This is a genomic window from Bacillus sp. FSL L8-0358 (assembly GCF_038593095.1).
Classification (GTDB): Bacteria; Bacillota; Bacilli; order Bacillales; family Bacillaceae; genus Bacillus; species Bacillus subtilis.
Map to the genome: position 1 here is coordinate 3,482,258 of NZ_CP151962.1, position 26,155 is coordinate 3,508,412.

Sequence of the window (26,155 nt, forward strand, 5' to 3'; positions counted from 1 at the left end):
TTCCAGAAAGGCGGATCATCTATGGCAGAGAGTCTTCTTATCAAAGACATTGCGATCGTGACAGAAAATGAAGTAATTAAAAACGGCTATGTCGGAATCAATGACGGAAAAATCAGCACAGTTTCAGCAGAACGGCCCAAGGAGCCATATTCAAAAGAGATTCAAGCACCTGCGGATTCCGTTTTGCTTCCCGGCATGATTGACATTCATATCCACGGCGGCTATGGCGCAGATACGATGGATGCAAGCTTTTCCACGCTCGACATCATGTCGTCAAGACTTCCCGAAGAAGGCACGACGAGCTTTTTAGCCACAACGATTACCCAGGAACATGGGAACATTTCTCAAGCTTTGGTGAACGCAAGAGAGTGGAAAGCGGCTGAAGAGTCCTCTTTATTAGGTGCAGAACTGCTCGGCATTCATTTAGAGGGCCCCTTTGTTTCGCCTAAAAGAGCCGGAGCACAGCCAAAGGAGTGGATTAGGCCTTCGGATGTTGCGCTTTTCAAAAAGTGGCAGCAGGAGGCGGGCGGACTGATCAAAATTGTTACACTTGCGCCGGAGGAGGATCAGCATTTTGAACTGATCCGCCATTTGAAAGACGAATCGATTATCGCGTCCATGGGGCACACGGATGCCGATTCCGCATTGCTGTCGGATGCCGCAAAAGCAGGGGCGAGCCATATGACTCATCTGTACAACGCGATGAGCCCGTTTCATCACCGAGAGCCCGGAGTGATCGGAACGGCGCTGGCCCATGATGGGTTTGTGACAGAGCTTATCGCCGATGGCATTCACTCCCATCCTTTAGCTGCAAAGCTTGCTTTTTTGGCGAAAGGCAGCAGCAAGCTCATTTTAATTACCGATTCCATGAGGGCAAAAGGCCTGAAAGACGGCGTATATGAGTTCGGCGGCCAAAGTGTGACGGTAAGAGGACGAACAGCTCTTCTTTCAGACGGAACCCTTGCCGGTTCGATCCTCAAAATGAACGAAGGCGCACGGCATATGCGTGAGTTTACAAATTGCTCTTGGACGGATATAGCTAATATAACTTCTGCAAACGCGGCCAAACAGCTGGGCATCTTTGACCGAAAAGGCAGTGTGACTGTGGGAAAAGATGCAGATTTGGTGATTGTCAGCAGTGATTGCGAGGTGATTCTCACCATTTGCCGCGGAAACATTGCATTTATATCCAAGGAGGCTGACCAGATATGAAAGTAATGGAATGTCAAACATATGAAGAGCTAAGCCAAAAAGCAGCCAGAATAACGGCAGATACAATCAAAGAAAAACCTGATGCCGTTCTCGGGTTAGCGACGGGCGGCACACCGGAAGGCACGTATCGCGAGCTGATCCGCCTGCACCAAACTGAGAATCTCTCATTTCAAAACGTCACTACAGTTAATTTGGATGAGTACGCCGGACTTTCAAGCGATGACCCGAACAGCTATCACTTCTATATGAATGACCGTTTATTTCAGCATATCGATAGCAAGCCTAGCCGGCATTTTATTCCGAATGGAAATGCAGACGATTTGGAAGCCGAATGCAGACGGTATGAACAGCTAGTCGAGTCCCTCGGCGGCACTGACATTCAGGTTCTCGGCATCGGCCGAAACGGACACATCGGCTTTAACGAACCGGGAACGTCTTTCAAGTCGCGAACTCATGTTGTGACATTAAATGAGCAAACCCGCCAAGCGAATGCCAGATATTTTCCTTCCATAGACAGCGTGCCGAAAAAAGCGCTCACAATGGGAATTCAAACGATACTCTCAAGCAAGCGCATTCTGCTGCTTATTTCTGGAAAAAGCAAAGCGGAAGCTGTTCGTAAGCTGTTAGAAGGAAACATAAGCGAAGATTTTCCCGCATCTGCTTTGCACCTGCATTCCGATGTTACGGTTTTGATTGATCGTGAAGCCGCGTCATTAAGACCTTGAAAGGAACATGCTGACTTATGAATATCAATAAACAATCGCCTATTCCAATTTATTATCAGATTATGGAGCAATTAAAAAAACAAATTAAGAGCGGAGAGCTGCAGCCGGATATGCCTCTTCCTTCGGAGCGCGAATATGCCGAACAATTCGGGATCAGCCGGATGACAGTTCGCCAGGCGCTTTCTAATTTAGTTAATGAAGGCTTGCTCTATCGCCTGAAAGGGCGGGGCACCTTTGTCAGCAAGCCAAAAATGGAACAAGCACTTCAAGGGCTGACAAGCTTTACCGAGGATATGAAAAGCCGCGGGATGACACCGGGCAGCAGGCTCATTGATTATCAGCTTATTGATTCAACTGAGGAGCTCGCGGCTATATTAGGCTGCGGGCACCCCTCCTCTATCCATAAAATCACTCGGGTGCGGCTGGCAAATGATATTCCAATGGCGATTGAGTCCTCACATATTCCGTTTGAGCTTGCGGGTGAATTAAACGAATCGCATTTTCAGTCGTCGATCTATGATCATATTGAAAGGTACAACAGCATACCGATTTCCCGTGCAAAACAGGAGCTTGAGCCAAGCGCTGCCACCACGGAAGAAGCGAACATTCTTGGTATTCAAAAGGGAGCGCCGGTCCTATTAATCAAACGAACAACATATCTGCAGAACGGAACTGCTTTTGAGCATGCAAAATCCGTATACAGAGGCGACCGTTATACATTTGTCCACTATATGGATCGTCTTTCATAAAAAAAGCCTCCAACCCTTTTTAAGGATTGGAGACATGGCGAAAATCAAACTGGTCTGGTGCCGGACGATATGTTTCTTTTTTCGTCTTGAACTTCCAGATCGGTGATTTCGTTTTGCCGTTAAAACTGTCTTCCACTATAATGTACCAATAATAAACAGACTGCGGTTCAAGATGATCCCAGCGGAATTCAGCTGTATCCCCGCTCTTCACTTGCTCCCGTTTTCCGAGCTCTTCATTGGTATATACGTTACATTCAAAATAATCCGTTTCCACCTTTTTGATTCTTGGCTTCAAATCAAGCGAAAGGGAAAATTCATCCTTGTTGCCATAGGTATCCGTATCATAGTAATTCTTATCCTTTACATACGGAGAATACGTCGATACGTGCACCATGTCATTGGCCTGGTCAAATTGAAGCAAACGCAAATACCCTTGACCGCCTTCTGGCCCGCCCTGATAATCGGCCAGCATTTGATGCACAAGACGATCCGGTTTCCCATCACCATCATCATCCAGCTCATCTGTTTTTCTCATCGCACTATGATAATGCCCGCTCAACACCATCACGACATTCGGGTTCGGCTTTACGATTTCTTTGAATATTTTCTCTCCGATTGGGCTTCTGTTTCCGCTGACCAGCAAATACTCATGAAAAGCTAAAATTGCCATCCGGTCAGGGTGTTTCTTCAACACCTGATTCATCCACGTGATGTCTTCATCCGTAATGCCCCATCCCATGTACAGCATGATATAATCATTGCCGTTGCTAGAAATCAGGTCATAATGTCCGCGGTTGTTTTTATAGGAACCGCCATAATGCAATTTTTTATCAAAACGATCGCTGCCAAAATATTTGCCAAACGCCCTGTAGGAGCCGTCCTTATGCCCGACATCGTGGTTGCCGGCCAGCACGCCGTAAGGAATTCCGCTCTTATCCAGAACGGACATTGACCGATCAGCGTTTTTCCACTGTCTGATATCAGCGGAATCATCTACAATATCACCCGTGTGGAACACATATTTGATATTGAGCTGCTTTTGATTATCTTTTATCCATTCGGTCTGTTTATCAAAAATATGCGGATAGCTTTCGGCGTAATACTGTGTATCAGACATCCAGACAAATGTGTACATATCCTTCGCAGGGGGAATTTCATCCTGTACAATCACATTCATTTTCGACTCCCGTACAAAATCGGCGGCAATCACAGACGCTTTCAGCGTAAACGGTTTGTCATCCTTCGCGACGAAGCTGTCAACTGGCTGCCATTCGTTTGTCCGATAATTCCAAGCATACATCGTCACCTTTCTCCCCGGCAAAGAACTGCCCTTCCAGACTGCTTCAGCCAGATCATTCTCATCAATTGATGGATCAACCGTCACTTCAAAGCGATGATAAGGGAAAAGCTCTTTGTTTTCTGTCGATACTGTTTTTCCATCAACAGCTGATACCCGCTCCAATTCTTTATTCGTAAATGGGGTCTCCCTTTCCGGCACAAAGCTTTTCGGCGGTTCAGTCAGTGACGCGTGCTTAAATATTTTCACATGATTGCGCGCTGTATATTGAAATCCCCTATAAAAACCAACATCCATGGCATCATTCGTCGGATCTTTCACCCGTACAGAAAGCTTGGCCTTATGCGTGTCGGCTTCGCTGTCTATAACCTCCGGCTGGTCCGGATGCTCTCGTTCGGTTTTAAATATCCTCTCAATCACTGTTTTATTGCCCGCGAGATCCGTTGCTGTCACTTTTAGAGAATGTTTTCCCGGCAAAAGGTCAGAAGATGACGTATGATATGGGAGTGTAATACTTTCTCCATCTAAAGACGCTTCCGCTTCCTCAATTTTGCTCCATTTATCATACATATCCGCCTGCAGGATAAGGTTTCCTTTATACGTTTGCCCCTCGGTGATATTCGGCTCAATGTGAGGTCCTGAATTATCTACCCGTACAACCAGGCTGACATTTTCCTTGCCGTCGCTTGCTTGAATATGGTGAGCGCCTTCAGAAAGCTTTGATGTATCCCACTCCAGCAGCTGTGATGTAAACAGTCCGTCAGGCAGATTGAACTGGAATTGCCAGCTTTTATTCGAGCGCTGATTATCGCCAATAAAAAGTTCCTTCTCAGGGGACACCCTCTGATCCCTGATCACCGTTCCATCCGATAACACCAATCGGGCGTTTTTGACTAAGAAGTCATCACGGTTTTCAGCCGTATCAAACGGAGACACCTTCGAACCCGATCGTATTGTAATACGCTGCAGCTGCTTCCCTTTCCGAAGCAGTGTCTCTGGCAATGGAACAGAATAGGTGCGGTATTTATTTGTTGTATCATCGAACACCTTCAGCACTTTGCCTTCCATCGTTACCGCGTTTTTAAAATAAAGGTTCGTTTTCCTCGTATCGAATGCAAAATATACTTCTTTTTCCATCGCGGGCTCTGTCACTTGTTTTTTCCCGTCAATCCATAGCTTAATGCGGTCAGCTCGCCCTTCTGTCGTGGCTTTGAGAAATTGAGTTCCCGACAGCGTGTCTCTGTTTTCAATATTCATCCGCAGACCGTGCGACTTGCTTGTTTGTTTAATATCAATCATTTTGACCGGCGTTCTCGCTTCATTGATCCCGTCCCCGGCCGCCACATAATACTCTAGCTGATCCTTCCCGATCAATTCAGGCGAATACACAATATAATGGTAGAGATTATCGTTGCGGTCTTTTTCAGCAAGAATTCGCTTAAACGGTTTGTTCTCATCCGTCCGGTAGTAAAAGGCCGCTGTTTTCACTAGACTTCGGTCCCGTATGTCAGCCCGCAGCTCAATGCTTTCAGCAGGGCGGACAGGCTTGCGGTCAGTCAAATCCTCAATGACCGGCTTTTCTTTATCGAGCTTGATTTTCCGTTTCTGCTCGGGCACCTGTGCCTGTAATACGGTTCCAGGAGACGGATTCTTTTCCCCGATTGAAATGTTCAGAAGTTCTGCGGTTCCGTTCAGCGGATACTTATAAAGCACTGATGACAGCCGGCGCAGCGCATGTTTCCGATAATGCGCAACCGAAATGTCCTTTCCTGTATTCGTTGATATCACAACGGCCCGCGGCCTCGTATTGGCCATACCCTCTGTCTCGTCTATCACCGCGAGATTTTTTCCTTCTTTTAGTTGTGTCTGATAATAACGATTGAAATCCTCTGACGTCAATTCTGGATGCCCGGCAGGCTTCAGCCAGACGACAAACGTTTCGCCGGATGGTATCAAGATCCTTTCATCAGGCCTCCAAATCAGATCGGAGTCAGGCCCTTCTTTTGGGTAGCGGTAACGGATATGGTAGTCTTTAAAATCAATCGTTCTGTCAGTCGTATTAAAAATCTCAATAAATTCATAACCGTCTGCGCGTCCTATGTTCTTCGTATCAACCGCCAGCTCTGTGATCAGAAGCTCCGGAATATGGGCAAGGTCAGCCTGGTATCCTTCAAGCTTCAGTTTCTTCGTCTCCGACTTCACCCGCTGCTTCCCATTCGACATCACAATGTAATACTCAAGCTCGCTGTTCCAAATCAAACGTTTCGGAATTTGTGCCAAAAACTTGCGGACCGCTCCGGGGGTCGGGTCCATCGGCACCATTTTGTAGCCCAGCTCATTACTTTGTTTATAAAAAAGAAAGGCGGAAAATGCTTGATACGAATTATCGCGAACTTGAGCCTCAATCATTAGATTGTTTCTCATTTCAGCTTTCACATCAATTTGAGGAGGATTTTCAAGCAAGGGTATGTAATGAGGCGTTTGAAATAGTTCCTGCTGTACAACAGGAAAAGCTTTCGAATCATGATGGCCGCCAGACAAAACGGAAAGAAAAGACAGTAATATAGAAGCAATAACCGTGTATTTCCTCATCAAAGCACCTCCCTTTTCATGTATTTTGCGTCTGAACAGGGAAGCTTATGAGTTCATTTTTAAACAATATCCAATCTGACAAAGCAGATGGTATACGACATATACGCGGGACTGCTGACAAAAAGCGAACACTTCACTTCACAATTTTTTAAGGAGGCTCCAGAACATGTAAAAAAGCTGCCTTTGCGGGCAGCTTTTTTTATTTTTTTCTAAGCGGCTCTAAAATGCCTTTTTGAATCAGCAAATGGAAGACCGACAGGATAACGGATGCCCATATCGCTGTGCCGAAGCCGTCGATTTGAAAACTGTCACCCATAATGGACGCGGTCATCATAAGCGTGATGGCGTTAATCACAAACAAGAAGAGTCCAAGCGTCACCATGGTGACCGGCAGTGTAAAGATAATTAAAAGCGGTTTAATCAGCACGTTTAAGATCGATAAAATGAGGCTGGCGATAATCGCTGCCCCAATGCTGCTGATATGGATGGAGTCAATATATCCATCAATGACGATTAATAACAATGCATTGACTAAAATGCTGACTGCCCATTTTACCATGTCATTTCATATCCCTTTCTGACGGGACGATAAAAATCCAAATGATATAAATGAGCAAAACCGGGAAGACACTTGTCATAATGGCTAAGATGACAGTTATGACTCTGAGGAGTGATGCGTCCCAATTGAAATATTCCGCGAGACCTCCGATAACACCGGCGATTTTCTTATTTTTTTCTGAGCGATAAAGCTTATTCATTCGATCACCTCTGTGAGTACTTTAGTTTGATGGCGCCTGTTAGTGATTCTGAGAAGACGGTGATGTTTTGATCATGTGCCTGATTTGAAGTGAACATCATTTCTTTTTGAATGGTATCATTTTTTTCCTTCAGCATCTCAACATCCATTAATTCATGGGACAGCGAACCAAGATTGCTTTTCAGCTCTGCCTTCACTGCGAGATCGTCCGGAATCGCAAGCTCCACACTTCCAGTCGTTGTTTTTGCATAAATGGAGCGGCAGTCTGATTCTGTTACGTTAATCGCAATATTTCCGTTAAAGCTCTGAACGTCAATGGATTCGCTTTTCCCTCGGAGATCGATCAATCCGTTAATGGTTTCCGCTTCTATCGTTCCGCAGCTGTGGCTGGCGAGCTTAATTTGCCCGTTGGCCGTTTCAGCTATGGCTTTTTCGGCTGTTAAGTGCGAGAACGACAACACGCCGTTTGTCGTTTTCGCTGAGAACTCTTTTACATGTAAATGTTCCCCTCTGACCGGACCGTTAAACAGCTTCACTCGAATCTTATCATACTCCTTCTGAGGAATATACAAAGTGACATTCGTTTTCATCGTCTTTTTCTCAGTACGGATAAAAAATTTATTACCTTTGATTTCACATTCAATATGCTGAAGAAATGCGTGTCTCGCCGCATCCTGGCTGTCAGCGCGATATACCTTCGCCTGGCATTCCGCCCTGATATCGTCATCTTCCCAAGGGACGATATTCACGCTGCCATTGGCAATTTGCAGCTCAACACTGGAAAAGTCAGTATCTTTAAATTGAAAAATGTGCTGAACATCATACGCATGGCCAAAGTTTAAATCAAGGTCAACTTCCTTGACCTTTTTCACAGCAGAATCAATCCAGTCAAACAGCTTGGCTCCTAAAGACGGCTTGCCGCTTTCTTTTTTTGCCGTTGTAAATGGCTCTTCCTCGTCATGAACGTGAACTGAGAGCGCTGTGATTTTCTCTTCTTTTTCCTTGTAGTCACTGTCAAGCTTTTCAATCAGTGTCAAAGCTTCTTGTGCTGTAAGCTTTCCTTCCTCAACAAGCTTAAGGATTCGTTCCTTTTCTTGCTTCATTACGATCTCCTCCCCATTGTCTACTTATGCTGCACGCAGGACCTTAATGCCCTGAATCACATTCCAAATGATAATGCCAATGACAACTAAGAAATAAATAACCGCTCCCCCGATGATTACAAATACAGGAAGCAAGCTGTCTCCATCAATCGCAACGGCTCCGCCAAGTAAAGCAATAAAAAGGAACAGCCAGCCGACAAACGGAACAATGTGAGAAATAAGAGAGCGTATCGCATGGCGTTTTGTTTCTTTCTCATTTACAACAAAATAAGCGACAATCGGCACAATGATTGGCGCAATGAACACACTGAAATAACAAAGTGATGCAATAATAGCTTGATTACGGTTCAATTCATTCCACACTCCTATTGTAGATTGTCCATGACAAAAGATCAGGGACGTTTTACTTATTTATACGTTTAAAATCTCTTCAGGTTTCAAATTCATTCTTTAGACATGCTCCGATTTACGGAAATTGGATTTTAAAAAGTTTTAGAAGTAGAATCTTCCGGCTATACCGATTACAATATGTAAAAAGCTTACGGCAACCAAGGAGGCTGGACAAGCAATGGAGAAAGATCCCAGTGACTATACAGTAACACAAGAATCAGTGTTAAAGCTGATTCATGAACAAAAAAGAATGAATCGTGAAATGATCGCCGAGCTTGAGCAGATTCACGGACCCTTCCCGATCTCTCACGATATCCAATATATAAAAGTGCTGCTCGACAGCAGCAACACGCATATTGTTCAAGATTTAATGAGTGTAAGTAAGCAGCTGTATAAGAAGACTTTGTAATTGCGGAAAACATATCATTCATTATAACTGAAACAAAGTTAAAGGTTAGATGACAATATCTTGCCTTTTTTGTTTTGAAAAAACAAGTGATTCCCTGGCTGTCACAAAATGATTGTAACAAAAAAAGCCTGCCGGCACATCCAGTTAATGGACTCTGTCGGCAAGCTGTAACTAACAGAAAGAGATAGCCGTTCAAAATTAACGTAACAATTGAAGCACGTTTTGCGGCTGTTGGTTTGCTTGAGCAAGCATCGCTTGAGAAGCTTGAGAAAGAATGTTGTTCTTTGTGAAATCGCTCATTTCTTTCGCCATGTCAACGTCACGAATACGAGACTCAGCAGCAGTCAGGTTTTCACCAGAAGCGCTTAAGTTATTGATTGTGTGCTCTAGACGGTTTTGTACCGCACCAAGTTTAGCACGTTGGTTTGAAACACTTGTAATTGCACTATCGATTTTAACAATCTCAGTGTCAAAACTAAAATCATCTGCTGAAACATCGATACCTTTTACTCCTAAAGTTGTTGCATCCATGTTACCAATTGTAACATTAATATTTTGGCCAGCATTTGCACCAATTTGGAATGTAAATCCTGCTGTTTCACTACCGTCTAAAAGTTTTTTTCCGTTAAATTCAGTACGTTGAGAAATTCCATCGATCTCTTCAGTTAAAGCATCCATTTCATCTTTAATTGCAGTTAAATCTTCAGTTTGCTGTGTCCCTGTGTTTCCTGCTTGAACAGTAAGTTCACGCATACGTTGAAGGATTGCATGGGTTTCAGTCAATGCACCCTCAGCTGTTTGAATAAGAGAAATTCCGTCTTGAGAGTTTTTAGAAGCCATTTCAAGACCTCTGATTTGTCCTCTCATTTTTTCAGAAATCGCAAGACCCGCTGCGTCATCTCCCGCACGGTTGATGCGAAGACCAGAAGAAAGTTTCTCCATGTTTTTTGAGCTCGCACTGTTGTTTGAAGACAAACGGTTTAGTGTGTTAAGCGCTGCAATATTGTGGTTGATTCTCATGTGAAAAATACCTCCATGTGTATATGTTTTTGAAATCAAAGACTTCCTTTTCTTGATTTCTGGCGTATCAGACTCCAATAAAGCTTCTAACCTATGTAGATTCAGTTATTGCTTAAGGATGCCTTTAAGCCCCTTAATAGGGTTTGTCTGCTTAATTTGGAAATCTTCATCCGCCTTTCAATTCATATATCGACAGCAATTTGTAAATGTTTAGGCGTTTTCCCAAAGAAATTTTACCCAAAGACGATTCTAAACCTATTATGCCGTAAAGAAAAAGCTTGCCTGCTAAGTCCAAGGATGGACTTGCTGACAAGCTGTCCCCTCTTAACAGAGGGTTTTAAGATGTAGCTGTTTCTTTCGCTTTCAAGAGCGATTTCATGCGTGTTTTGTCACGTTCGATAACAGGCTTCAAATAACGGCCTGTATATGATTCTTCCACTTCAGTGATTTCCTCAGGCGTTCCTGACGCGACAATGGTTCCGCCCCCGGCTCCGCCTTCCGGGCCCAAATCCACAATGTAATCGGCCGTCTTAATGATATCAAGGTTATGCTCAATAACCAGTACAGTGTCTCCGTTGTCTACCAACCGTTGCAGCACGACAAGAAGCCTGGCGATATCGTCGACATGCAAACCTGTCGTCGGCTCATCTAAAATGTAGAGCGTGCGTCCGGTCGAGCGTTTGTGCAGCTCTGATGCGAGCTTCACGCGCTGCGCTTCTCCGCCTGACAAGGTCGTCGCCGGCTGGCCGAGCGTAATATAACCTAAACCAACATCATAAAGGGTTTGGAGCTTACGTTTGATTTTCGGGATATTTTCAAAGAAAGAAAGAGCATCTTCAACCGTCATATCAAGCACATCAGAGATGCTTTTTCCTTTGTACGTCACTTCAAGCGTTTCACGGTTATAACGTTTGCCGTGACACACCTCGCATGGAACGTATACGTCAGGAAGGAAGTGCATTTCTATTTTAATAATCCCGTCTCCGCGGCAGGCTTCACATCGTCCGCCCTTCACGTTGAAGCTGAAACGGCCTTTTTTATAGCCGCGGACCTTCGCTTCATTTGTCTGCGCGAATACATCACGAATGTCATCAAATACACCGGTGTATGTCGCAGGGTTGGATCTCGGCGTTCTTCCGATTGGCGCCTGGTCAATGTCAATGACTTTGTCTAAATGATCCAAACCTTTAATCTCTTTATGGCTGCCGGGCTTCGCTTTCGCTTTATGAAGCTTTTGCGCCAGCGCCTTATGCAAAATTTCATTAACGAGTGTACTCTTTCCTGAACCGGAAACACCTGTAACTGCTGTAAACGTCCCAAGCGGGAACTTGGCATTCACTTTTTTCAGGTTGTTTTCTGAAGCACCTTTAATTTCAATGTAACGTCCGTCCGGCTTTCTTCTTTCAGGAGGCAATGGGATAAACTTTTTCCCTGATAAATAGCTGCCCGTTAATGAGTTTGGATCTTCCATCACTTCTTCCGGCGTACCCGCAGATGTCACCTGTCCGCCATGAATGCCGGCTCCCGGTCCAATGTCTATTAAATAATCTGCTGCCATCATCGTGTCCTCATCATGTTCGACAACAATCAGCGTGTTCCCGAGGTCTCTCATATTTTTCAGAGCGCTGATCAAGCGGTCGTTATCACGCTGATGCAGACCGATAGACGGCTCATCTAAAATATAAAGCACACCGGATAAACGCGAGCCAATTTGAGTCGCCAGCCTGATGCGCTGCGCCTCTCCCCCGGACAATGTACCCGCTGCCCTGCTCAATGTCAGGTAATCGAGGCCGACTTTGTCCAGAAAGCTTAAGCGCTCCACAATTTCGCGCAAAATCAAATTGGCGATCTGCATATCCTTCTCAGAAAGGGTGAGATCTTTAAAGAAGGCAAGTGCGTCGGCGACAGACAGCTCGGTAATTTTTCCAATGTGGCGGCCGTCAATCAGTACGGCAAGCGCCTCTTTCTTTAACCGATAGCCTTTGCACGTCGGACAAGATTTCTGAGACATATACTGCTCCATTTGCTCACGGATGAAATCGGAGCCTGTCTCCTTATAGCGTCTTTCAATGTTGCGCAATACGCCTTCAAATTGAATTTCACCTTCGCGGATTTGTCCAAAATCATTTTCATATCGGAAATAAATCAGGTCATCTCCGCTGCCGTACAGCACTTTATCCAGTTGATGCTTCGGCAAATCTTTGACCGGCACATCCATATCAATCCCGTAGTGGGTGCAGACTGCCTCAAGCAGCTGAGGATAATATTGTGAGCTGATCGGTGTCCAAGGGGCAACCGCATTCTCCTTCAATGACAAATCTTGATTGGGGATGACAAGATCGGCATCCACTTCAAGCTTCATTCCGAGACCGTCACACGTCGGACACGCCCCGAACGGACTGTTAAACGAAAACAGACGCGGCTCAAGCTCACCAATTGAAAATCCGCAGTGCGGACAGGCATGATGCTCGCTGAACATCAGCTCTTCCTCACCGATGACATCGATCATAACCCGTCCTTCCCCTAAACGGAGCGCCGTTTCCAATGAATCTGACAGCCGGGCTGCCACGCCTTCTTTCACGACAATCCGGTCAATGACTACCTCAATAGAATGCTTCTTGTTCTTTTCTAATTCGATATCGTCGGAAAGCTCAGCCATCTCGCCGTCAATTCTGACTCTGACATAGCCTTGTTTTCTAATCTGTTCAAGCACTTTGACATGAGCGCCTTTTCGGCCTGAGACAATCGGCGCCAGCACCTGAAGCTTCGTCCGTTCCGGGTATTCCAGAATTCTGTCCACCATTTGCTCGATGGTCTGGGATGTAATCTCAATTCCGTGCTCCGGACAATGAGGCTTCCCTACTCTCGCATATAAAAGACGCAGATAATCATAAATCTCAGTTACCGTACCGACAGTAGACCTCGGATTGCGGCTCGTTGTTTTCTGATCAATGCTGATGGCGGGAGAGAGCCCCTCAATTGCATCCACATCAGGCTTATCCATTTGCCCTAAAAACTGGCGGGCATAAGCAGACAGCGACTCGACATACCGTCTCTGTCCTTCAGCATATATCGTGTCAAAGGCAAGGGAGGATTTACCTGATCCGGACAAACCCGTGACAACGACAAGCTGATCTCTCGGAATCGTTACATCTATATTTTTCAGGTTATGCGCCCTGGCTCCCTTCACCTCTATCCGATCCATAGCCATTTGTTCATCATCCTTCCGCTTTTAGCTCTAAAAGTAAATCGCGAAGCTCCGCGGCTCTTTCAAAGTCAAGCGCCTTGGCGGCTTCCTTCATTTCATGCTCCATCTGTTCAACGACTTTCTGGCGTTCTTTCTTCGTCATTTTCGACAGCTTCGGCGCGGCTTTTGTTTTGTATTCCGCTTTATCCTCAGCTGCTACTGTGGCACGAATGACATCGCGAATTTCTTTATTTATTGTTTTCGGCGTAATGCCGTGCTCTTCGTTAAACCGCTCCTGCTGCTCGCGGCGGCGTTTTGTTTCATTAATCGCAATTTCCATAGACTTTGTTATTTTATCGGCGTACATAATGACGCGGCCTTCCGCATTTCTCGCTGCCCGTCCAATGGTCTGGATCAGCGAACGCTCCGAACGAAGGAAACCTTCCTTATCCGCATCCAAAATCGCAACAAGGGATACTTCGGGAATGTCCAAACCTTCCCTCAGCAGGTTGATGCCGACAAGCACATCGTACTTGCCAAGGCGAAGGTCGCGGATAATTTCAATCCGTTCAAGCGTTTTGATCTCAGAATGCAGATAGTTTACTTTAATGCCGATTTCCTTTAAATAATCGGTCAGATCCTCTGACATCTTCTTCGTCAAAGTTGTCACAAGCACCCGTTCATTCCGCTCGATTCTTGTTTGAATTTCGCCGATCAAGTCGTCAATCTGGCCTTCGATTGGACGTACGTCAATAAGCGGGTCAAGAAGCCCCGTCGGACGAATGATCTGTTCGACCATTTCATCTGTATGTTCAATCTCGTACGGCCCTGGTGTTGCTGATACATACACGATATTGTGCATATGCTTTTCAAATTCCTCAAAACGAAGCGGACGGTTATCAAGCGCTGATGGAAGCCGAAAGCCGTGATCCACGAGCACCTGTTTCCGCGCCTGGTCTCCGTTAAACATGCCGCGCACCTGAGGAATTGTCACATGCGACTCATCCACCACGATCATAAAATCGTCTGGGAAATAATCAAGAAGCGTATACGGCGTTGAACCTGGAGGCCGCAGAGTCAAATGTCTTGAATAGTTCTCGATGCCGGAGCAGAACCCCATTTCACGCATCATTTCAAGATCATATCTTGTCCGCTGCTCTAAACGCTGCGCTTCAAGCAGCTTGCCGTTTTCGTGCATGACCTTCAGCTGCTCCTCAAGCTCTTTCTCGATATTTTGAATCGCCTTCTCCATTTTCTCGGCCCGCGTTACGAAGTGGGATGCCGGGAAAATCGCAACATGATCTCGGTCGCCGAGAATTTCTCCTGTCAGCGCATCCACTTCCCGAATCCGTTCAATTTCGTCACCGAAAAATTCAACTCTGACACAATGCTCATCACGGGATGCCGGAAAAATTTCCACTACATCCCCGCGCACACGAAATGTACCGCGCTGAAAGTCGATATCGTTGCGGGCATATTGGATGTCTACAAGTTTTCTGAGCAGCTCGTTGCGCTCAATTTCCATTTCAGTCCGCAGTGACACAACCATTTCCCGGTATTCCTCAGGCGAACCGAGGCCGTATATACAAGACACACTCGCAATAATAATGACATCTCTGCGCTCAAACAAAGCTGATGTGGCGGAGTGTCTCAGTTTATCAATTTCATCATTAATACTAGCGTCTTTCTCTATAAATGTATCCGTTTGAGGCACATACGCCTCCGGCTGATAATAATCATAGTAGCTGACAAAATACTCGACAGCATTGTTCGGAAAAAATTCCTTGAACTCACTGTAAAGCTGTCCAGCAAGGGTTTTGTTATGGGCAATCACGAGAGTCGGCTTATTGACTTCTTTAATCAAATTAGACACCGTAAATGTTTTCCCAGTTCCTGTCGCACCCAGCAGAGTCTGATGCTTCTTGCCCTCCTGAATTCCTTTCACAAGCTTTTCAATGGCTTTCGGCTGATCTCCCTGGGGCTGATATTTCGAGACTAACTCAAAGCGATCTTTCACAAAAATAAGCCTCCGTTTCTTTAACGAAATCTTCCTATAGATATAGTAACACAATGGAAAGCAAAATCACTAAAAATACGAACTAAAGTTCGGTGGTTTTTTATTTCCAGCTGTTTTTGTGTATAAAAAACCTGCTTTTAAAACGTAAAAGCAGGTATTCAGTCTTTATATTCATTATGTCCGATTTATTCTTCTTTTTTCTCTGCAGCTTTTTTGGCCATATACAGTCCGCCAGCCACAAGAGACACAACATCCAATCCTACAATAAAATACGTTTCTGTATAGCCTTTTAAATAAGAGGCAAACAGCAATGCAGCTGTTAAAGCGATCGCCACATAATGATTAAAGGTGACTCTAGTAAATAGAACAACAAGCATAAAAGGGAAAAACAATGCAAAAACGGCTTTTGTAATCAACAAAAACCCTCCTCAGGGATTCTTCATCTGATCTGATTATAGTAAAAAATGAAGAATCGGACAATCGTGCATTCGCTCCCTCTACTACACCATACCCCTTTTCAGCCAAAATCAATCACCATATTTGCATTTTGGTACCGGTCAAAACTTATTCCATGGTGCCGCTGTTCTAATCAGCGGCACTTTTTTTATTACATCATCAAGTCCGCCGCCAGATTCCGAGAATAAAAGAAAATAGGCATACAGTACCAGTACGGCCGCATTTTTCATGATAATCTAACTAACTTAACTATTCATTTTATTTAGGACTTTCTGCGTTTGACAGCATTTTCCTGAAAACCTACAATTGAACGATAGTGTTCACTATCATTTTTGAACACTGGCTCCGTCATAAAAACTAGAGAGAAAAACAAAATGAAGGAAAGAGGGGTTTCAAATATGTATTCTGTTTTATTTCGCCAGGCAGAAGAGTCCAGCCAGCTGGCTGGAGCAAAAGGAATGAATTTGATTAAATTGACCAAACACGGTCTTCCTGTTCCGGACGGGTTTATTATTCAAACGAATGCGCTCGCACGTTTTATGGAGGACAACCAGCTTCAAGAGACTAGTGAAAACGTCGAAAGCGGGATCATTTCCGGAACATTTTCGGATGAGCTGAAAAATGAGCTGACTAGTTCCTTTTATAAGCTTAGAGAATCATATCGATCCGTAGCCGTGCGTTCTTCGTCTGCCTCGGAAGATTTAGAAGGCGCCTCATTCGCGGGTCAATATGAAACCTACTTAAATATCAAAACAGAGGAAGAGTTTCTGGCTAAAGTGAAAGAATGCTGGGCCTCATTTTTTTCTGGGCGGGTCAGCAGCTATAAGAAAAAAATGAACAATCAAATCGCAGAGCCGTTAATGGGAATAGTCGTTCAGGGGCTGATCGATTCAGAAATGTCAGGTGTTATCTTCAGCCGCAACCCTGTTACCCATGATGATAGAGAGCTTTTAATCAGCGCCAGCTACGGGTTGGGTGAAGCTGTTGTTTCAGGAAGTGTTACCCCAGACACGTTCATTGTTAATAAATCTTCGTTTGAGATTCAGAAAGAAATAGGTGCAAAGGAAATCTACATGGAGTCTGCGGCAGAAGGAATTGCTGAAAAAGAAACGAGTGAAGACATGCGCAGCCGTTTTTGCCTTACAGATGAACAAGTGATTGAATTGGCTGAAATCACAAAAAAAACCGAAGACCTGTACGGATATCCTGTCGATATAGAATTTGGAATTGCTGATCATCAAATATACCTTCTGCAAGCTCGTCCGATTACAACCATTGATCAGGACAAAAAGGCGGCAGAAGAAAAACGCAGCTTCATGATTACCGACGCTGATATGAATGATTTCTGGCTTAACATGGAGTCTAATATTGAAGGTCCGGTGAGTCCGTTATTTTCATCCTTCATCGTGCCGGCATTGGAATATGGCTTGAAGAAGAGCATGCAAAAGTTTCCGATTGGTGTAGTTGTTGATGAAGTAAAACTTTATCGCGGACATATTTATTCCAAAAACCAAGGCGGACAGCAGCCTCCTTCTGAAGACTGCGGCAAAGAGCTTTTCCCGATTTTATCGGAGCATATGTATGACATCATCAATCACACATACCTCCCTTTTTACCGGACACTGGACCAGCTCGCACAAACTGAGCATACCGCAGAAAGCGCACTGGATGCTTTTCAAAAACTAAAGGCCTTTTATCTCACAGCTTATGAAGAGCACTTCAATATCGTTTTCCCGCAAATCCTTTTAACAAACAAACTGCAAGCGATGTATCAGGACATTCAAGGAGAGTCCGAAAACGCTCATTTTTACGAGATGCTGACAGGAAAAATGAACAAATCACTGGAAACGGACCGTTGCTTATGGTTATTTTCTGTGGAAGTTCAGGAGAACCCGAACCTTTTGGCCATTTTTGAAAACAACAAGCCTGAACAGCTCCAGGAGAAATTGGAACAAACAGGTGAGGGAAGACACTTCCTGAAGAACGTCCATGAATTCTTGCAAGAATACGGATGGAGATCTGTTAAAAGTCATGATCTGATTGAACAAATCTGGGTGGAAAATCCGTATTTCGCTCTGGCCAATATTCAAAATTATGTCCGTAATGGCTATCATTTTGACAATGAATTTCAGAAAACGAAAGAAAAACGAGAGAAATTATACAATGAATTCTTGGAAAACATAGAAGATCCCGGTTTACGCACCGAATTTGACCGCTATTATCAATGGACACTGAACTCTGCAAATATAAAAGATGATCACCACTTTTATATTGACGCCATGCTGGATGCCAAGGCGAGAATCTTTTTGCTGAAGATAGGTGAATTGCTGGCGGAAAACGGTGTCATTCAAGATCGTGAGGACCTTTGGTTCTTATATGACGACGAAGTGGAACAAGCGCTTCTTCACCCTGTATCCCTGCAAGAAAAGGCTGAAAAACGCAGACAGATTTTTCATGAGTATGAGCTAGCCCAAGCCCCGGCCTATCTCGGCACCCCGACAAAAGAACAGCTCAAAGCTGCTGAAGAAATTGTCGGCGCTGTGATAGAGGATGAAAAAAACACAGAGAATCATATTTTTGGCATTGCGGCATCAAGCGGCATTGCGACAGGTCCGGTGAAAATCATTCGGGACGCCAATGAATTTTCTCAATTCGCGCCTGGGGCCGTACTCGTTTGCAAGATGACCACACCGCTATGGACCAGCCTGTTTCAAGACGCCAAAGCAATAATTACAGACACAGGCGGCATTTTGTCTCACGCTGCGATTATTGCCCGTGAATACGGCATTCCAGCCGTTCTCGGCACACGCACGGCAACCGAAAGACTGCGAGACGGTGACATCATCACTGTTGACGGAAGCAGCGGCAAAATCACAGTTGTCAGCCGATCCTGATGCGTCCCCCTCTTTCTTATACAAGCGGGGCGGGTGTATACTTGTCCTGCCAGTATATTCGTGAGGTGAAACGTATTGAGACCGACAAACAAGAGAATCCTTGACGCTGCCATGCAGCTGCTCGTCAAAAAAGGATATCGCGCAACGACTACAAAAGAAATTGCAGAAAAAGCAAATGTAAGTGAAGCGACGATTTTCAGGAACTTTAAAAACAAACAAGGACTAGTTGAGGCTTTGCTTTCTCAGCATTCTTCAAACAGAGGCAGCATTTTGGAACAAACAGAAGGGGATTTGTACAAAGACCTGCTTCATATCGGAACCTGTCTCTTGGAGGAGCTCGAACATAGAAAAGATATCATTAAAATCAGCTTTCGTGAACCGGCCATGTTTCAGGATGTCATTAACCACGTCACTGAATATCCCCAATTTATGAAACAGCTATTGGTTGATTATCTCAAAACGATGGGTGAGAAAGGGGTTATTCAGACAGGAAATGAAGCGGAGCATGCCGACGTGTTCATGTCGATTATTTTCGGTTATTTCATTCACCGTCTCCACTTAGGAGACCGGGTCATATCAATGCCCCAGGAAAAAATGCTGGAGCACAGCACAGCTCTATTTGTCAAAGGAATTTCTGCTGATTAACTCCTTGGCATAATAAAAAGGAGGATCCCAATGAGCTCAAGAAAAGAATGGGCGCTGATCGTCTCGCTATTATTGGGGGCCATTCTGGTTCCCATTAATTCAACGATGATCGCGGTCGCGCTCTCATCTATCTCCCATACGTATAACGAGTCCATCGCAAGCATCACTTGGGTGGTTACCGTTTATTTAATCGTGATGGCAGTCACACAGCCGATTGCAGGAAAGCTCGGTGACATGTACGGCAATAAAACAATGTACTTATGGGGAGTCGGCCTTTTTCTAATCGCATCTCTAGGCTGCGCCCTTTCACCGAGTCTGCTCCTGTTAATTGTTTTTCGGGCATTGCAGGCTGTCGGCGGGGCATTGCTTACGCCAAACAGCATTGCCATTATCCGGCATGTTGTTTCTGAAAAACGCCTGCCGAAAGTGTTTGGATTTTTCGGACTGGGTGCGGGACTTGGTGCAGCACTCGGGCCTTTTATCGGCTCTATACTGATTGACAGCTTCAGCTGGCATTCGATTTTTTGGGTCAACATCCCGTTCCTCGCCATTGCTTTATTTACGGCATTAACGATGTTTCCTCAATATAAAGAAAATAAATCTGACGCGCCGCTGGATATCATCGGCTCTCTCTTGCTTGCAGGCAGCATCGTTTCAATTATCCTGCTGACGAAAAATGAGGCTCCATGGGGATATGCGGTATACAGTGTATTGATACTTCTTTTTGTTCCGCTTTTTTTCAGAAGAGAAAAACGTACCCAGCACCCCATCATTGACTTTGAACTGTTTAAAAGCTCAACCTTTACAAATGCGAATCTATCAGTCTTGTTAAGCAATTTGATGATGTATGCCGTCTTATTGATTATGCCGTTATTTATGACGAGCCAATTTGGGCTTAATACGTCTAACAGCGGGATGGCGCTTTCTGTATTTTCGATCTTCATGTCAGCCAGCAACTGGGTGGGCGCGCAGCTCCATCACAAATGGGGAGCAAAAAAAATCATTTTTCTTTCATTTGCCATGATGGCTGGTGCGAATCTATTATTTTTTCTGTTAAGCAGCTCGCATTCTGTCTTGTTCCTCATGCTCTCTCTTATCCTTGGCGGGCTCGCTTCCGGAGTCGGTCTGACCAGCATGCAGGTTTCATCCCTTGCCACAGTAGACCCCGGTATGTCAGGAGTGGCATCCGGGATTTTCTCGACCTTCCGTTATTTCGGAAGCATCATTTCATCAGCCTTAATTGGCCTGATTTCGGGATATCACATCCTATTTATGATTCTCTTTGCTGTATCCATCATCGGCGTTTTTGTTTCATTGGGCATCAAATCTGATGAAACGGCACGGATAGAAAAAAACTCAGCGTAACACAAAACAGCCCGGCATCGCATCTTCCTGCGGTGCCGGGCTGCCTTTTATGATCCGGAAGCGGCTGCTTCGTCTTCACGGTCATCCTTTACGAAGAGGATGCCCAATTCATGATGTTCTCCTTCATAAGAAGCTCGCTGGTCAAAACGAATTTCTCCATTCAAACCGATAATTTCAAGCTTCACATATGCACGGTTATGCTGAAGCGCTTCATAGAAATCAGAAACGTTCTTGACCGGTATGCCATTGACTTTCGTTATGATTTCCCCGATTTTCAATTCCAGATCCTCAGCCGGCGTATTGGGGATAATCCCAAGCACCATTAAGCCCTGATCCCTTTTCGAGAAATAAAACGGAGCCGCGTTATCATTCACTCTTTGCTTTATGGACAGAAAAATACGCCCTAACAAAGCAGTACAGACCGCTGCACCCGCAAGCGGCGTCCACAGTAAGCTCGCTGCACCGAGAACTGCGACAGCAAGACCGAGAATACAAACGCGTTTCGCTGTGATCCTTATACTCGTTTCAGGCAGCGATCCCTGTACCCTTTGTCCAAATCCGACAAAGTAAGGAATCCATAGAAAATGGAATGAGCCGGGAACAGTAAACACGGGCCACCAGCTAAGGTGCGATTCTAAACCATTACCGGGCACGAGAAGGAACAGCGGCAAAAGCCAAACCCGGTTTGCCAGCTGCTGTCCGATCGGCAAACCGCGGCTGCTTACGACAAGTGCCGGTGATGTTCTCACATGCGCAGAACGATAAGCAACCGCTCCTTCAGTGATAATCAGCAAACCTAGAAACACAGCCACAGCCGGCCAAACAACTGCAAATCCTTGCGGAAATCTCTCTAGAAAGGGCTCCGCCTGATATATTTGCAGTCCAAAACCTATCAGCATACTCACACTGACGATATATGCAGCAGACATCCAGTTTGCGCGAAGAGTGAACGCTGCCGCTGCAGTGATAACGGCAATAATCGCAAGTAAACCGAGAGGAATCGATATTCCGAGTCCACCTAAAATAACTGACAAAAGAAGACCTGGAATCAGTCCCTTTGTATATGTAAATTTCAGATCATCATAAATATCTGCTATTCTTGTATGAAAGGTTTTTCGTTCCCGTTTGATTCTTACATAGCCGAAAGCCAGGGTTATGATGATAAAAAACCAGAAAAGCGGGTGTAAGAAGAACAAGCCCGCGCTTTTTAACAGTTCAATTCCCCATTGAACAGACACTATCTCTCACCGCCTCAAGCCAAACATGTTACTCATATTCTATCAAATATTAAATGGCTTGGATATCCTCAGGAGAGTTTATCTCTCTTGCGTCATCCACAGCGTGACATTCGATAGTGAAAAATCCTTTAAATAGTGGTTGACATCCACATCCAATAACCCGCTGATTAGATGCATCGACCTTTTTATATCTGTCAGATTAATTCCTAATCGCTTATGGTTTTTCATTAAGTAGTTAAAATAATGTTTGGCGCATTCCTCATTAATGTCATTTACTGATTCGACATTGGTGTAATTGACCAAATATCTGCTGAACAGCATAAGAAGACTTAGTGCTTTTGTAGCTGAAAATGTTACGTCTTGTGTTCTGTCTTTTAATTGTTCCACTAATTCATAATATTTTTTTTCACGCACAATACTTGCCCTCTTCAATTGTGAACCCCCATTTTCTTTATACAGATAAGCACGGGCCAGTATAAGCAGCAGTACTGGAGTGCTAACAAGCATTCTCGCTAACGTTACTCTTTAAATACCTGTCGTTCAGCTGCCATTAACCTGATTACTGTTCTTTTTAGAACCTTCTTATATTGTATGAAGTAAACAAAGACTAGGCAACTTGCAAAAGTTTCATTTTAAATGCATATTAACTCGTTAGAAAGTCTCTCTCATATATTGATATCGGGTAATAACAGTCCTTTATAAATGTTTATTTGTGAAAATTTTTTTAATTTCTTGTCAAAAACTCATTTTTTATGTGACTTATGATCCATAATCTCTTTAAGCACAAAGAAACAGGAGATGGGATACCATCTCCTTTAATTGACAAATAATGATTTCAATGCTGTTTGAAGCTGCAAATCATTTTTTTCATCTGACTTTTTCTTTTCTATCTGCTGATTTAATGTCTCTGCAGTGCGAGTGTCGATCACACCGGTTTTATTCAGCTTGTTTTGATCCTGAAAAGCCATAACCGCTTTTTTCATGTCTTTGCTGAAATAGCCATCCTCACGTCCCGGATCAAAGCTGAGACCTTTTAACAATACCTGCGCATGCTTGACGTCTTCATTGTTCATGTCCACTTTAAGCGGCTCTTTCAGCTGTAAGGGCCCGGCGGAAAAATAATCGGGCTGCTTAATCGCAATGGTCGGTTCAATTCCTTTCTTATGAATCCAGTTTCCATTTGGCGTCAGCCACTTGTAAAGCGTTAATTTGATGTTGCTGCCGTCCCCCATTGGCACAGCCTGTTGAACCGTTCCCTTTCCAAAAGACGTATCGCCTACAACATCATAATGGCCAGCTTCCTTTAATGCGCCGGCAAGAATTTCTGATGCAGAGGCACTTCCTTTATCCGTAATCACATTGACAGGGTACGCTTTTTTATGGGTCAATGTTGAAAAATAACGTTTTTTATCTCCATTGCGTTCAGCAATCTGAATATACGGCTGGTCCTTTGTAACGAAATGCTTAAGAATTTCTTCCACACTTTGAAGATATCCGCCCGGATTGCCGCGTACATCAATGACAAGTCCTTCTATTTCTTTTTTCTCAAGCTCCCTTAGCGCTTTTGCAAAATCCTCTGCGGTGTGCTCAGAAAAAGTAGAGATGGCAATATATCCGACAGAATGCCCCTGTACTTTTTTCTCTGATGCAAAAACCGTTTCGAGCGGAATCTCAGCTCTCTTGATCCGGAATGACAGCTGCTTCTTCGTTCCAGGCCGCTGAATCTTCATTGAAACGCTGGACCCTTTTTTTCCTCTTATTTTTAACACAGCGTGGTTTAAATCCTTGCCTGCCATCGATTCTCCATTGATGCTGATAATTTCATCATTAGGCTTCAACCCGGCTTTTTCCGCTGGCGATTTCTTGAATGGGGAAACAATAATAATTTTGCCGTCTTCCATGCCAACCTCAGCCCCGATGCCTTCAAATGAGGAATCAAGAGAATCAGAAAATTGCTTAGCTGTCTGCTTGTCCATGTAAACAGAATAAGGATCATTTAGCGTAGACAGCATTCCCTGGATGGCTCCCTCGAGCAGCTTTTCTCTATCTACTTTTTCTACGTACTCATTCGAAATTAACTCATACGCTTTTTCGATTTTGTCCATAGCTTTATCCCGTTCAGAGTCAGCTTGGGCCGTCGCGGGAACTGCTGCAGTCTGGGGCTTATCCATCTCAAGCAGGTTGATTCCCGCATATACACCGGCGCCTCCGAACAGCATGCTCCCTGCTGCTATCACAGCCATTATTTTTTGATTCATCCTTTACTCCTCCTGTATGCCAGACTGTCTTTACCAAAACCTAGAGATAGTATATGTAAAGGATGGAGATTTCATGTAATCATAGAAGAAAAAGAAGGCAAATGAAAAGCCGTCCCGAAAGCGGAACGGCTTTTTCACTTTATACTCGCAGAAACTTGCGGATGGAAGTCAGACTTCCCCATACTCCAATTACTGCGCCGATTGCAATCAGCACTAGCGAAACTTGGAATACAAATGGATTATAAGGAAGAAGAGAGACAAATGATCCTTGAACCTTTGGAACGACCCATCCGATGACGTACTGGTAAGTGCTCAGCACCAGTGCAATCGGAATCACAGAACCGAAAACGCCTAGCAGCAATCCTTCAAGGAAAAACGGCCAGCGGATAAACCAGTTTGTCGCGCCGACAAGCTTCATGATTTCAATTTCTTTTCTTCTTGCGAAAATTGTAATTTTAATGGTGTTGGAAATTAAGAACATCGCCGTAAATACCAGGCCGATAATTAACGCGATTCCAATGTTGCGGGAAACGCCGACCACTTTAAACAAACGACTGACCTCTTCTTTTCCATAAGTGACTTTATAAACATGATCCATTTTTTCGATCTTTTTCGCCACGTTCGGCGTATCATGCGGATCTGTCGTTTTGACGACAAACGCATCATTAAGCGGGTTTTCCTGATCCTTCATTGTCAGGGATTTTCCGCTGTCACCAAAACTGTCAACCAGCTGGTCAAGCTCTTTTTCTTTAGATGAAAAAGTGACACTCTGAATACCCTTCAGTTCCTTAATATCGTTCTGAAGCTTGTCCTGTGCCTTCTGATCTGCAGTCAGATCAATCAACACTTTGATTTCGACTTGCTTTTCTGCATTCGTGGCCATGTTATTCAAATTCAGCATAATCACTAAAAACACGCCGACTAAAATCAGCGTAACGGTTACAGCACTAATGGACGCAAATGTCATCCATGTGTTTCTACCGAGAGATTTAAAACTCTCACGCAAGTGGCGCCCGAGAATTTTAATCATATGAACCATACTCCCCTCTTGACTCATCACGCACAATGATACCATCTTCGATTGCAATGACACGTTTCTTCATGGTGTTTACGATTTCTTTATTATGTGTCGCCATCACGACTGTTGTCCCGCGGTTGTTAATTTCCTCCAGCGTCTTCATGACTTCCCAGGACGTATCCGGATCAAGGTTTCCTGTCGGTTCATCAGCAATGACAACATCAGGGTTGTTCACAATTGATCTGGCAATAGATACACGCTGCTGCTCCCCGCCTGAAAGCTGGTCAGGAAATTGTCGCGCTTTATGCTTCAGCTGCACGAGATCAAGCACTTCAAGCACCCGTTTCTTAATGACAGACGGCTGTTCTCCAATCACTTCAAGGGCAAATGCCACATTTTCAAAAACAGTAAGTTTCGGAAGAAGCTTGAAATCCTGAAAGACAACGCCTATTTTGCGGCGCACGAAAGGAATCTCTTTTTCTTTAATTGTCGCGAGATCTTTATGATTGATTAAAATTTGTCCTTTTGTCGGTTTTTCTTCTCTGTAAATCATTTTAATAAAAGTAGATTTACCCGCTCCGCTCGGACCAACAACATACACAAACTCGCCGGGATGGATGGTAACAGAAATCCCATTGAGCGCTTTTACGCCGTTCGGATAGGCTTTATATACTTCCTTCATCTCTATCATGAAATCACCTAATCTTTTATATCATTTTATCTATCACACGGTCATACTCTTCGAATGCATTCGACAATTTATGACCCATTCATTTGTAAAAAGATGAAAAATCTGAAAGTTCCCTTTTTCAATACACTTCAT

Annotated in this window: 21 protein-coding genes; 7 read left to right on the top strand and 14 right to left on the bottom strand. The window is 44.4% G+C overall.

What is annotated here, in order from left to right:
* Positions 1–21 precede the first annotated feature (21 nt).
* From nagA to nagR, 3 genes are read left to right on the top strand one after another with little or no spacing between them, the layout of a single operon-like run.
* The gene (nagA, locus tag NYE49_RS17945) at positions 22–1,212 is read left to right on the top strand and encodes an N-acetylglucosamine-6-phosphate deacetylase (RefSeq protein WP_047183263.1); all 1,191 of its coding nucleotides are present in this window, start codon (positions 22–24) and stop codon (positions 1,210–1,212) included.
* Entirely contained in the window at positions 1,209–1,937 is a 729-nt protein-coding gene (gene nagB, locus NYE49_RS17950) for a glucosamine-6-phosphate deaminase (RefSeq protein ID WP_015483755.1), read from the top strand. The genes nagA and nagB overlap by 4 nt, the downstream gene beginning before the upstream one ends.
* A 17-nt stretch (positions 1,938–1,954) precedes the next feature.
* Positions 1,955–2,686 carry an N-acetylglucosamine utilization transcriptional regulator NagR gene (gene nagR / locus NYE49_RS17955; RefSeq protein ID WP_015384761.1) on the top strand — a complete coding sequence of 244 codons (732 nt, stop codon included), beginning with the start codon at positions 1,955–1,957 and terminating at the stop codon, positions 2,684–2,686.
* A gap of 19 nt (positions 2,687–2,705) precedes the next feature.
* On the opposite strand, the gene NYE49_RS17960 is transcribed toward nagR, so the two are convergent.
* The 5 genes from NYE49_RS17960 to yvlA form a co-directional block, all read right to left on the bottom strand.
* The gene (locus NYE49_RS17960; RefSeq protein ID WP_047183264.1) at positions 2,706–6,575 is read right to left on the bottom strand and encodes a metallophosphoesterase; all 3,870 of its coding nucleotides are present in this window, start codon (positions 6,573–6,575) and stop codon (positions 2,706–2,708) included.
* 199 nt (positions 6,576–6,774) lie between these two features.
* On the bottom strand, positions 6,775–7,134 hold the full coding sequence (locus NYE49_RS17965) for a phage holin family protein (RefSeq protein WP_003228066.1): 360 nt from the start codon (positions 7,132–7,134) through the stop codon (positions 6,775–6,777).
* A gap of 1 nt (position 7,135) precedes the next feature.
* The gene (locus tag NYE49_RS17970; RefSeq protein ID WP_015384763.1) at positions 7,136–7,333 is read right to left on the bottom strand and encodes a PspC domain-containing protein; all 198 of its coding nucleotides are present in this window, start codon (positions 7,331–7,333) and stop codon (positions 7,136–7,138) included.
* A 4-nt stretch (positions 7,334–7,337) separates the two neighbouring features.
* A complete protein-coding gene (locus tag NYE49_RS17975) occupies positions 7,338–8,435 on the bottom strand; it encodes a DUF4097 domain-containing protein (RefSeq protein ID WP_014478112.1) in 1,098 nt (365 codons plus the stop codon).
* 24 nt (positions 8,436–8,459) lie between these two features.
* Entirely contained in the window at positions 8,460–8,786 is a 327-nt protein-coding gene (yvlA, locus tag NYE49_RS17980) for a protein YvlA (RefSeq protein ID WP_003244375.1), read from the bottom strand.
* A gap of 217 nt (positions 8,787–9,003) precedes the next feature.
* Between yvlA and NYE49_RS17985 the strand changes: the two genes are divergently transcribed.
* A complete protein-coding gene (locus NYE49_RS17985) occupies positions 9,004–9,234 on the top strand; it encodes a hypothetical protein (RefSeq protein ID WP_003235419.1) in 231 nt (76 codons plus the stop codon).
* 198 nt (positions 9,235–9,432) lie between these two features.
* On the opposite strand, the gene hag is transcribed toward NYE49_RS17985, so the two are convergent.
* From hag to NYE49_RS18005, 4 genes are all read right to left on the bottom strand, one after another.
* Complete coding sequence (gene hag / locus NYE49_RS17990; RefSeq protein ID WP_046340271.1) at positions 9,433–10,254, bottom strand: flagellin Hag; 822 nt, start codon at positions 10,252–10,254, stop codon at positions 9,433–9,435.
* 337 nt (positions 10,255–10,591) lie between these two features.
* Entirely contained in the window at positions 10,592–13,465 is a 2,874-nt protein-coding gene (gene uvrA / locus NYE49_RS17995; protein WP_014478114.1) for an excinuclease ABC subunit UvrA, read from the bottom strand.
* Between the two features lie 7 nt (positions 13,466–13,472).
* Entirely contained in the window at positions 13,473–15,458 is a 1,986-nt protein-coding gene (uvrB, locus tag NYE49_RS18000; RefSeq protein WP_047183265.1) for an excinuclease ABC subunit UvrB, read from the bottom strand.
* A 185-nt stretch (positions 15,459–15,643) separates the two neighbouring features.
* The gene (locus NYE49_RS18005) at positions 15,644–15,874 is read right to left on the bottom strand and encodes a CsbA family protein (protein WP_003228053.1); all 231 of its coding nucleotides are present in this window, start codon (positions 15,872–15,874) and stop codon (positions 15,644–15,646) included.
* A 438-nt stretch (positions 15,875–16,312) separates the two neighbouring features.
* Here NYE49_RS18005 and NYE49_RS18010 point away from each other — a divergent pair, with 438 nt between their 5' ends.
* The 3 genes from NYE49_RS18010 (at position 16,313) to NYE49_RS18020 (ending at position 20,818) form a co-directional block, all read left to right on the top strand.
* The gene (locus NYE49_RS18010; RefSeq protein WP_015483760.1) at positions 16,313–18,808 is read left to right on the top strand and encodes a PEP/pyruvate-binding domain-containing protein; all 2,496 of its coding nucleotides are present in this window, start codon (positions 16,313–16,315) and stop codon (positions 18,806–18,808) included.
* 75 nt (positions 18,809–18,883) lie between these two features.
* Positions 18,884–19,453 (top strand): TetR/AcrR family transcriptional regulator, encoded by a 570-nt coding sequence (locus NYE49_RS18015; RefSeq protein WP_047183266.1) that lies wholly within the window; start codon positions 18,884–18,886, stop codon positions 19,451–19,453.
* A 30-nt stretch (positions 19,454–19,483) separates the two neighbouring features.
* Entirely contained in the window at positions 19,484–20,818 is a 1,335-nt protein-coding gene (locus NYE49_RS18020; RefSeq protein WP_015384772.1) for an MFS transporter, read from the top strand.
* A gap of 47 nt (positions 20,819–20,865) precedes the next feature.
* Here NYE49_RS18020 and minJ read toward each other — a convergent pair whose 3' ends face one another.
* From minJ to ftsE, 5 genes are all read right to left on the bottom strand, one after another.
* Complete coding sequence (gene minJ, locus NYE49_RS18025) at positions 20,866–22,056, bottom strand: cell division topological determinant MinJ (protein WP_047183267.1); 1,191 nt, start codon at positions 22,054–22,056, stop codon at positions 20,866–20,868.
* 78 nt (positions 22,057–22,134) lie between these two features.
* Complete coding sequence (gene swrA / locus NYE49_RS18030) at positions 22,135–22,488, bottom strand: swarming motility protein SwrAA (protein WP_015251121.1); 354 nt, start codon at positions 22,486–22,488, stop codon at positions 22,135–22,137.
* A gap of 383 nt (positions 22,489–22,871) precedes the next feature.
* Positions 22,872–24,314, bottom strand: a complete 1,443-nt coding sequence (gene ctpB / locus NYE49_RS18035; RefSeq protein WP_003228041.1) for a carboxy-terminal processing protease CtpB — start codon at positions 24,312–24,314, stop codon at positions 22,872–22,874.
* Positions 24,315–24,453: 139 nt separating this feature from the next.
* Positions 24,454–25,344, bottom strand: a complete 891-nt coding sequence (gene ftsX / locus NYE49_RS18040; RefSeq protein WP_009968247.1) for a permease-like cell division protein FtsX — start codon at positions 25,342–25,344, stop codon at positions 24,454–24,456.
* Entirely contained in the window at positions 25,337–26,023 is a 687-nt protein-coding gene (ftsE, locus tag NYE49_RS18045) for a cell division ATP-binding protein FtsE (protein ID WP_003228039.1), read from the bottom strand. Before ftsE ends, ftsX begins: the two co-directional genes overlap by 8 nt.
* Between the last annotated feature and the right edge of the window lie 132 nt (positions 26,024–26,155).

What these genes read in the sequence shown, in the direction of transcription:
- nagA (WP_047183263.1), top strand. Translation starts at nt 22, where the DNA reads ATGGCAGAGAGTCTTCTTATCAAAGACATTGCGATCGTGACAGAAAAT.
- nagB (WP_015483755.1), top strand. Translation starts at nt 1,209, where the DNA reads ATGAAAGTAATGGAATGTCAAACATATGAAGAGCTAAGCCAAAAAGCA.
- nagR (WP_015384761.1), top strand. Translation starts at nt 1,955, where the DNA reads ATGAATATCAATAAACAATCGCCTATTCCAATTTATTATCAGATTATG.
- NYE49_RS17960 (WP_047183264.1), bottom strand. Translation starts at nt 6,575, where the DNA reads ATGAGGAAATACACGGTTATTGCTTCTATATTACTGTCTTTTCTTTCC.
- NYE49_RS17965 (WP_003228066.1), bottom strand. Translation starts at nt 7,134, where the DNA reads ATGGTAAAATGGGCAGTCAGCATTTTAGTCAATGCATTGTTATTAATC.
- NYE49_RS17970 (WP_015384763.1), bottom strand. Translation starts at nt 7,333, where the DNA reads ATGAATAAGCTTTATCGCTCAGAAAAAAATAAGAAAATCGCCGGTGTT.
- NYE49_RS17975 (WP_014478112.1), bottom strand. Translation starts at nt 8,435, where the DNA reads ATGAAGCAAGAAAAGGAACGAATCCTTAAGCTTGTTGAGGAAGGAAAG.
- NYE49_RS17985 (WP_003235419.1), top strand. Translation starts at nt 9,004, where the DNA reads ATGGAGAAAGATCCCAGTGACTATACAGTAACACAAGAATCAGTGTTA.
- hag (WP_046340271.1), bottom strand. Translation starts at nt 10,254, where the DNA reads ATGAGAATCAACCACAATATTGCAGCGCTTAACACACTAAACCGTTTG.
- uvrA (WP_014478114.1), bottom strand. Translation starts at nt 13,465, where the DNA reads ATGGCTATGGATCGGATAGAGGTGAAGGGAGCCAGGGCGCATAACCTG.
- NYE49_RS18010 (WP_015483760.1), top strand. Translation starts at nt 16,313, where the DNA reads ATGTATTCTGTTTTATTTCGCCAGGCAGAAGAGTCCAGCCAGCTGGCT.
- NYE49_RS18020 (WP_015384772.1), top strand. Translation starts at nt 19,484, where the DNA reads ATGAGCTCAAGAAAAGAATGGGCGCTGATCGTCTCGCTATTATTGGGG.
- ctpB (WP_003228041.1), bottom strand. Translation starts at nt 24,314, where the DNA reads ATGAATCAAAAAATAATGGCTGTGATAGCAGCAGGGAGCATGCTGTTC.
- ftsX (WP_009968247.1), bottom strand. Translation starts at nt 25,344, where the DNA reads ATGATTAAAATTCTCGGGCGCCACTTGCGTGAGAGTTTTAAATCTCTC.
- ftsE (WP_003228039.1), bottom strand. Translation starts at nt 26,023, where the DNA reads ATGATAGAGATGAAGGAAGTATATAAAGCCTATCCGAACGGCGTAAAA.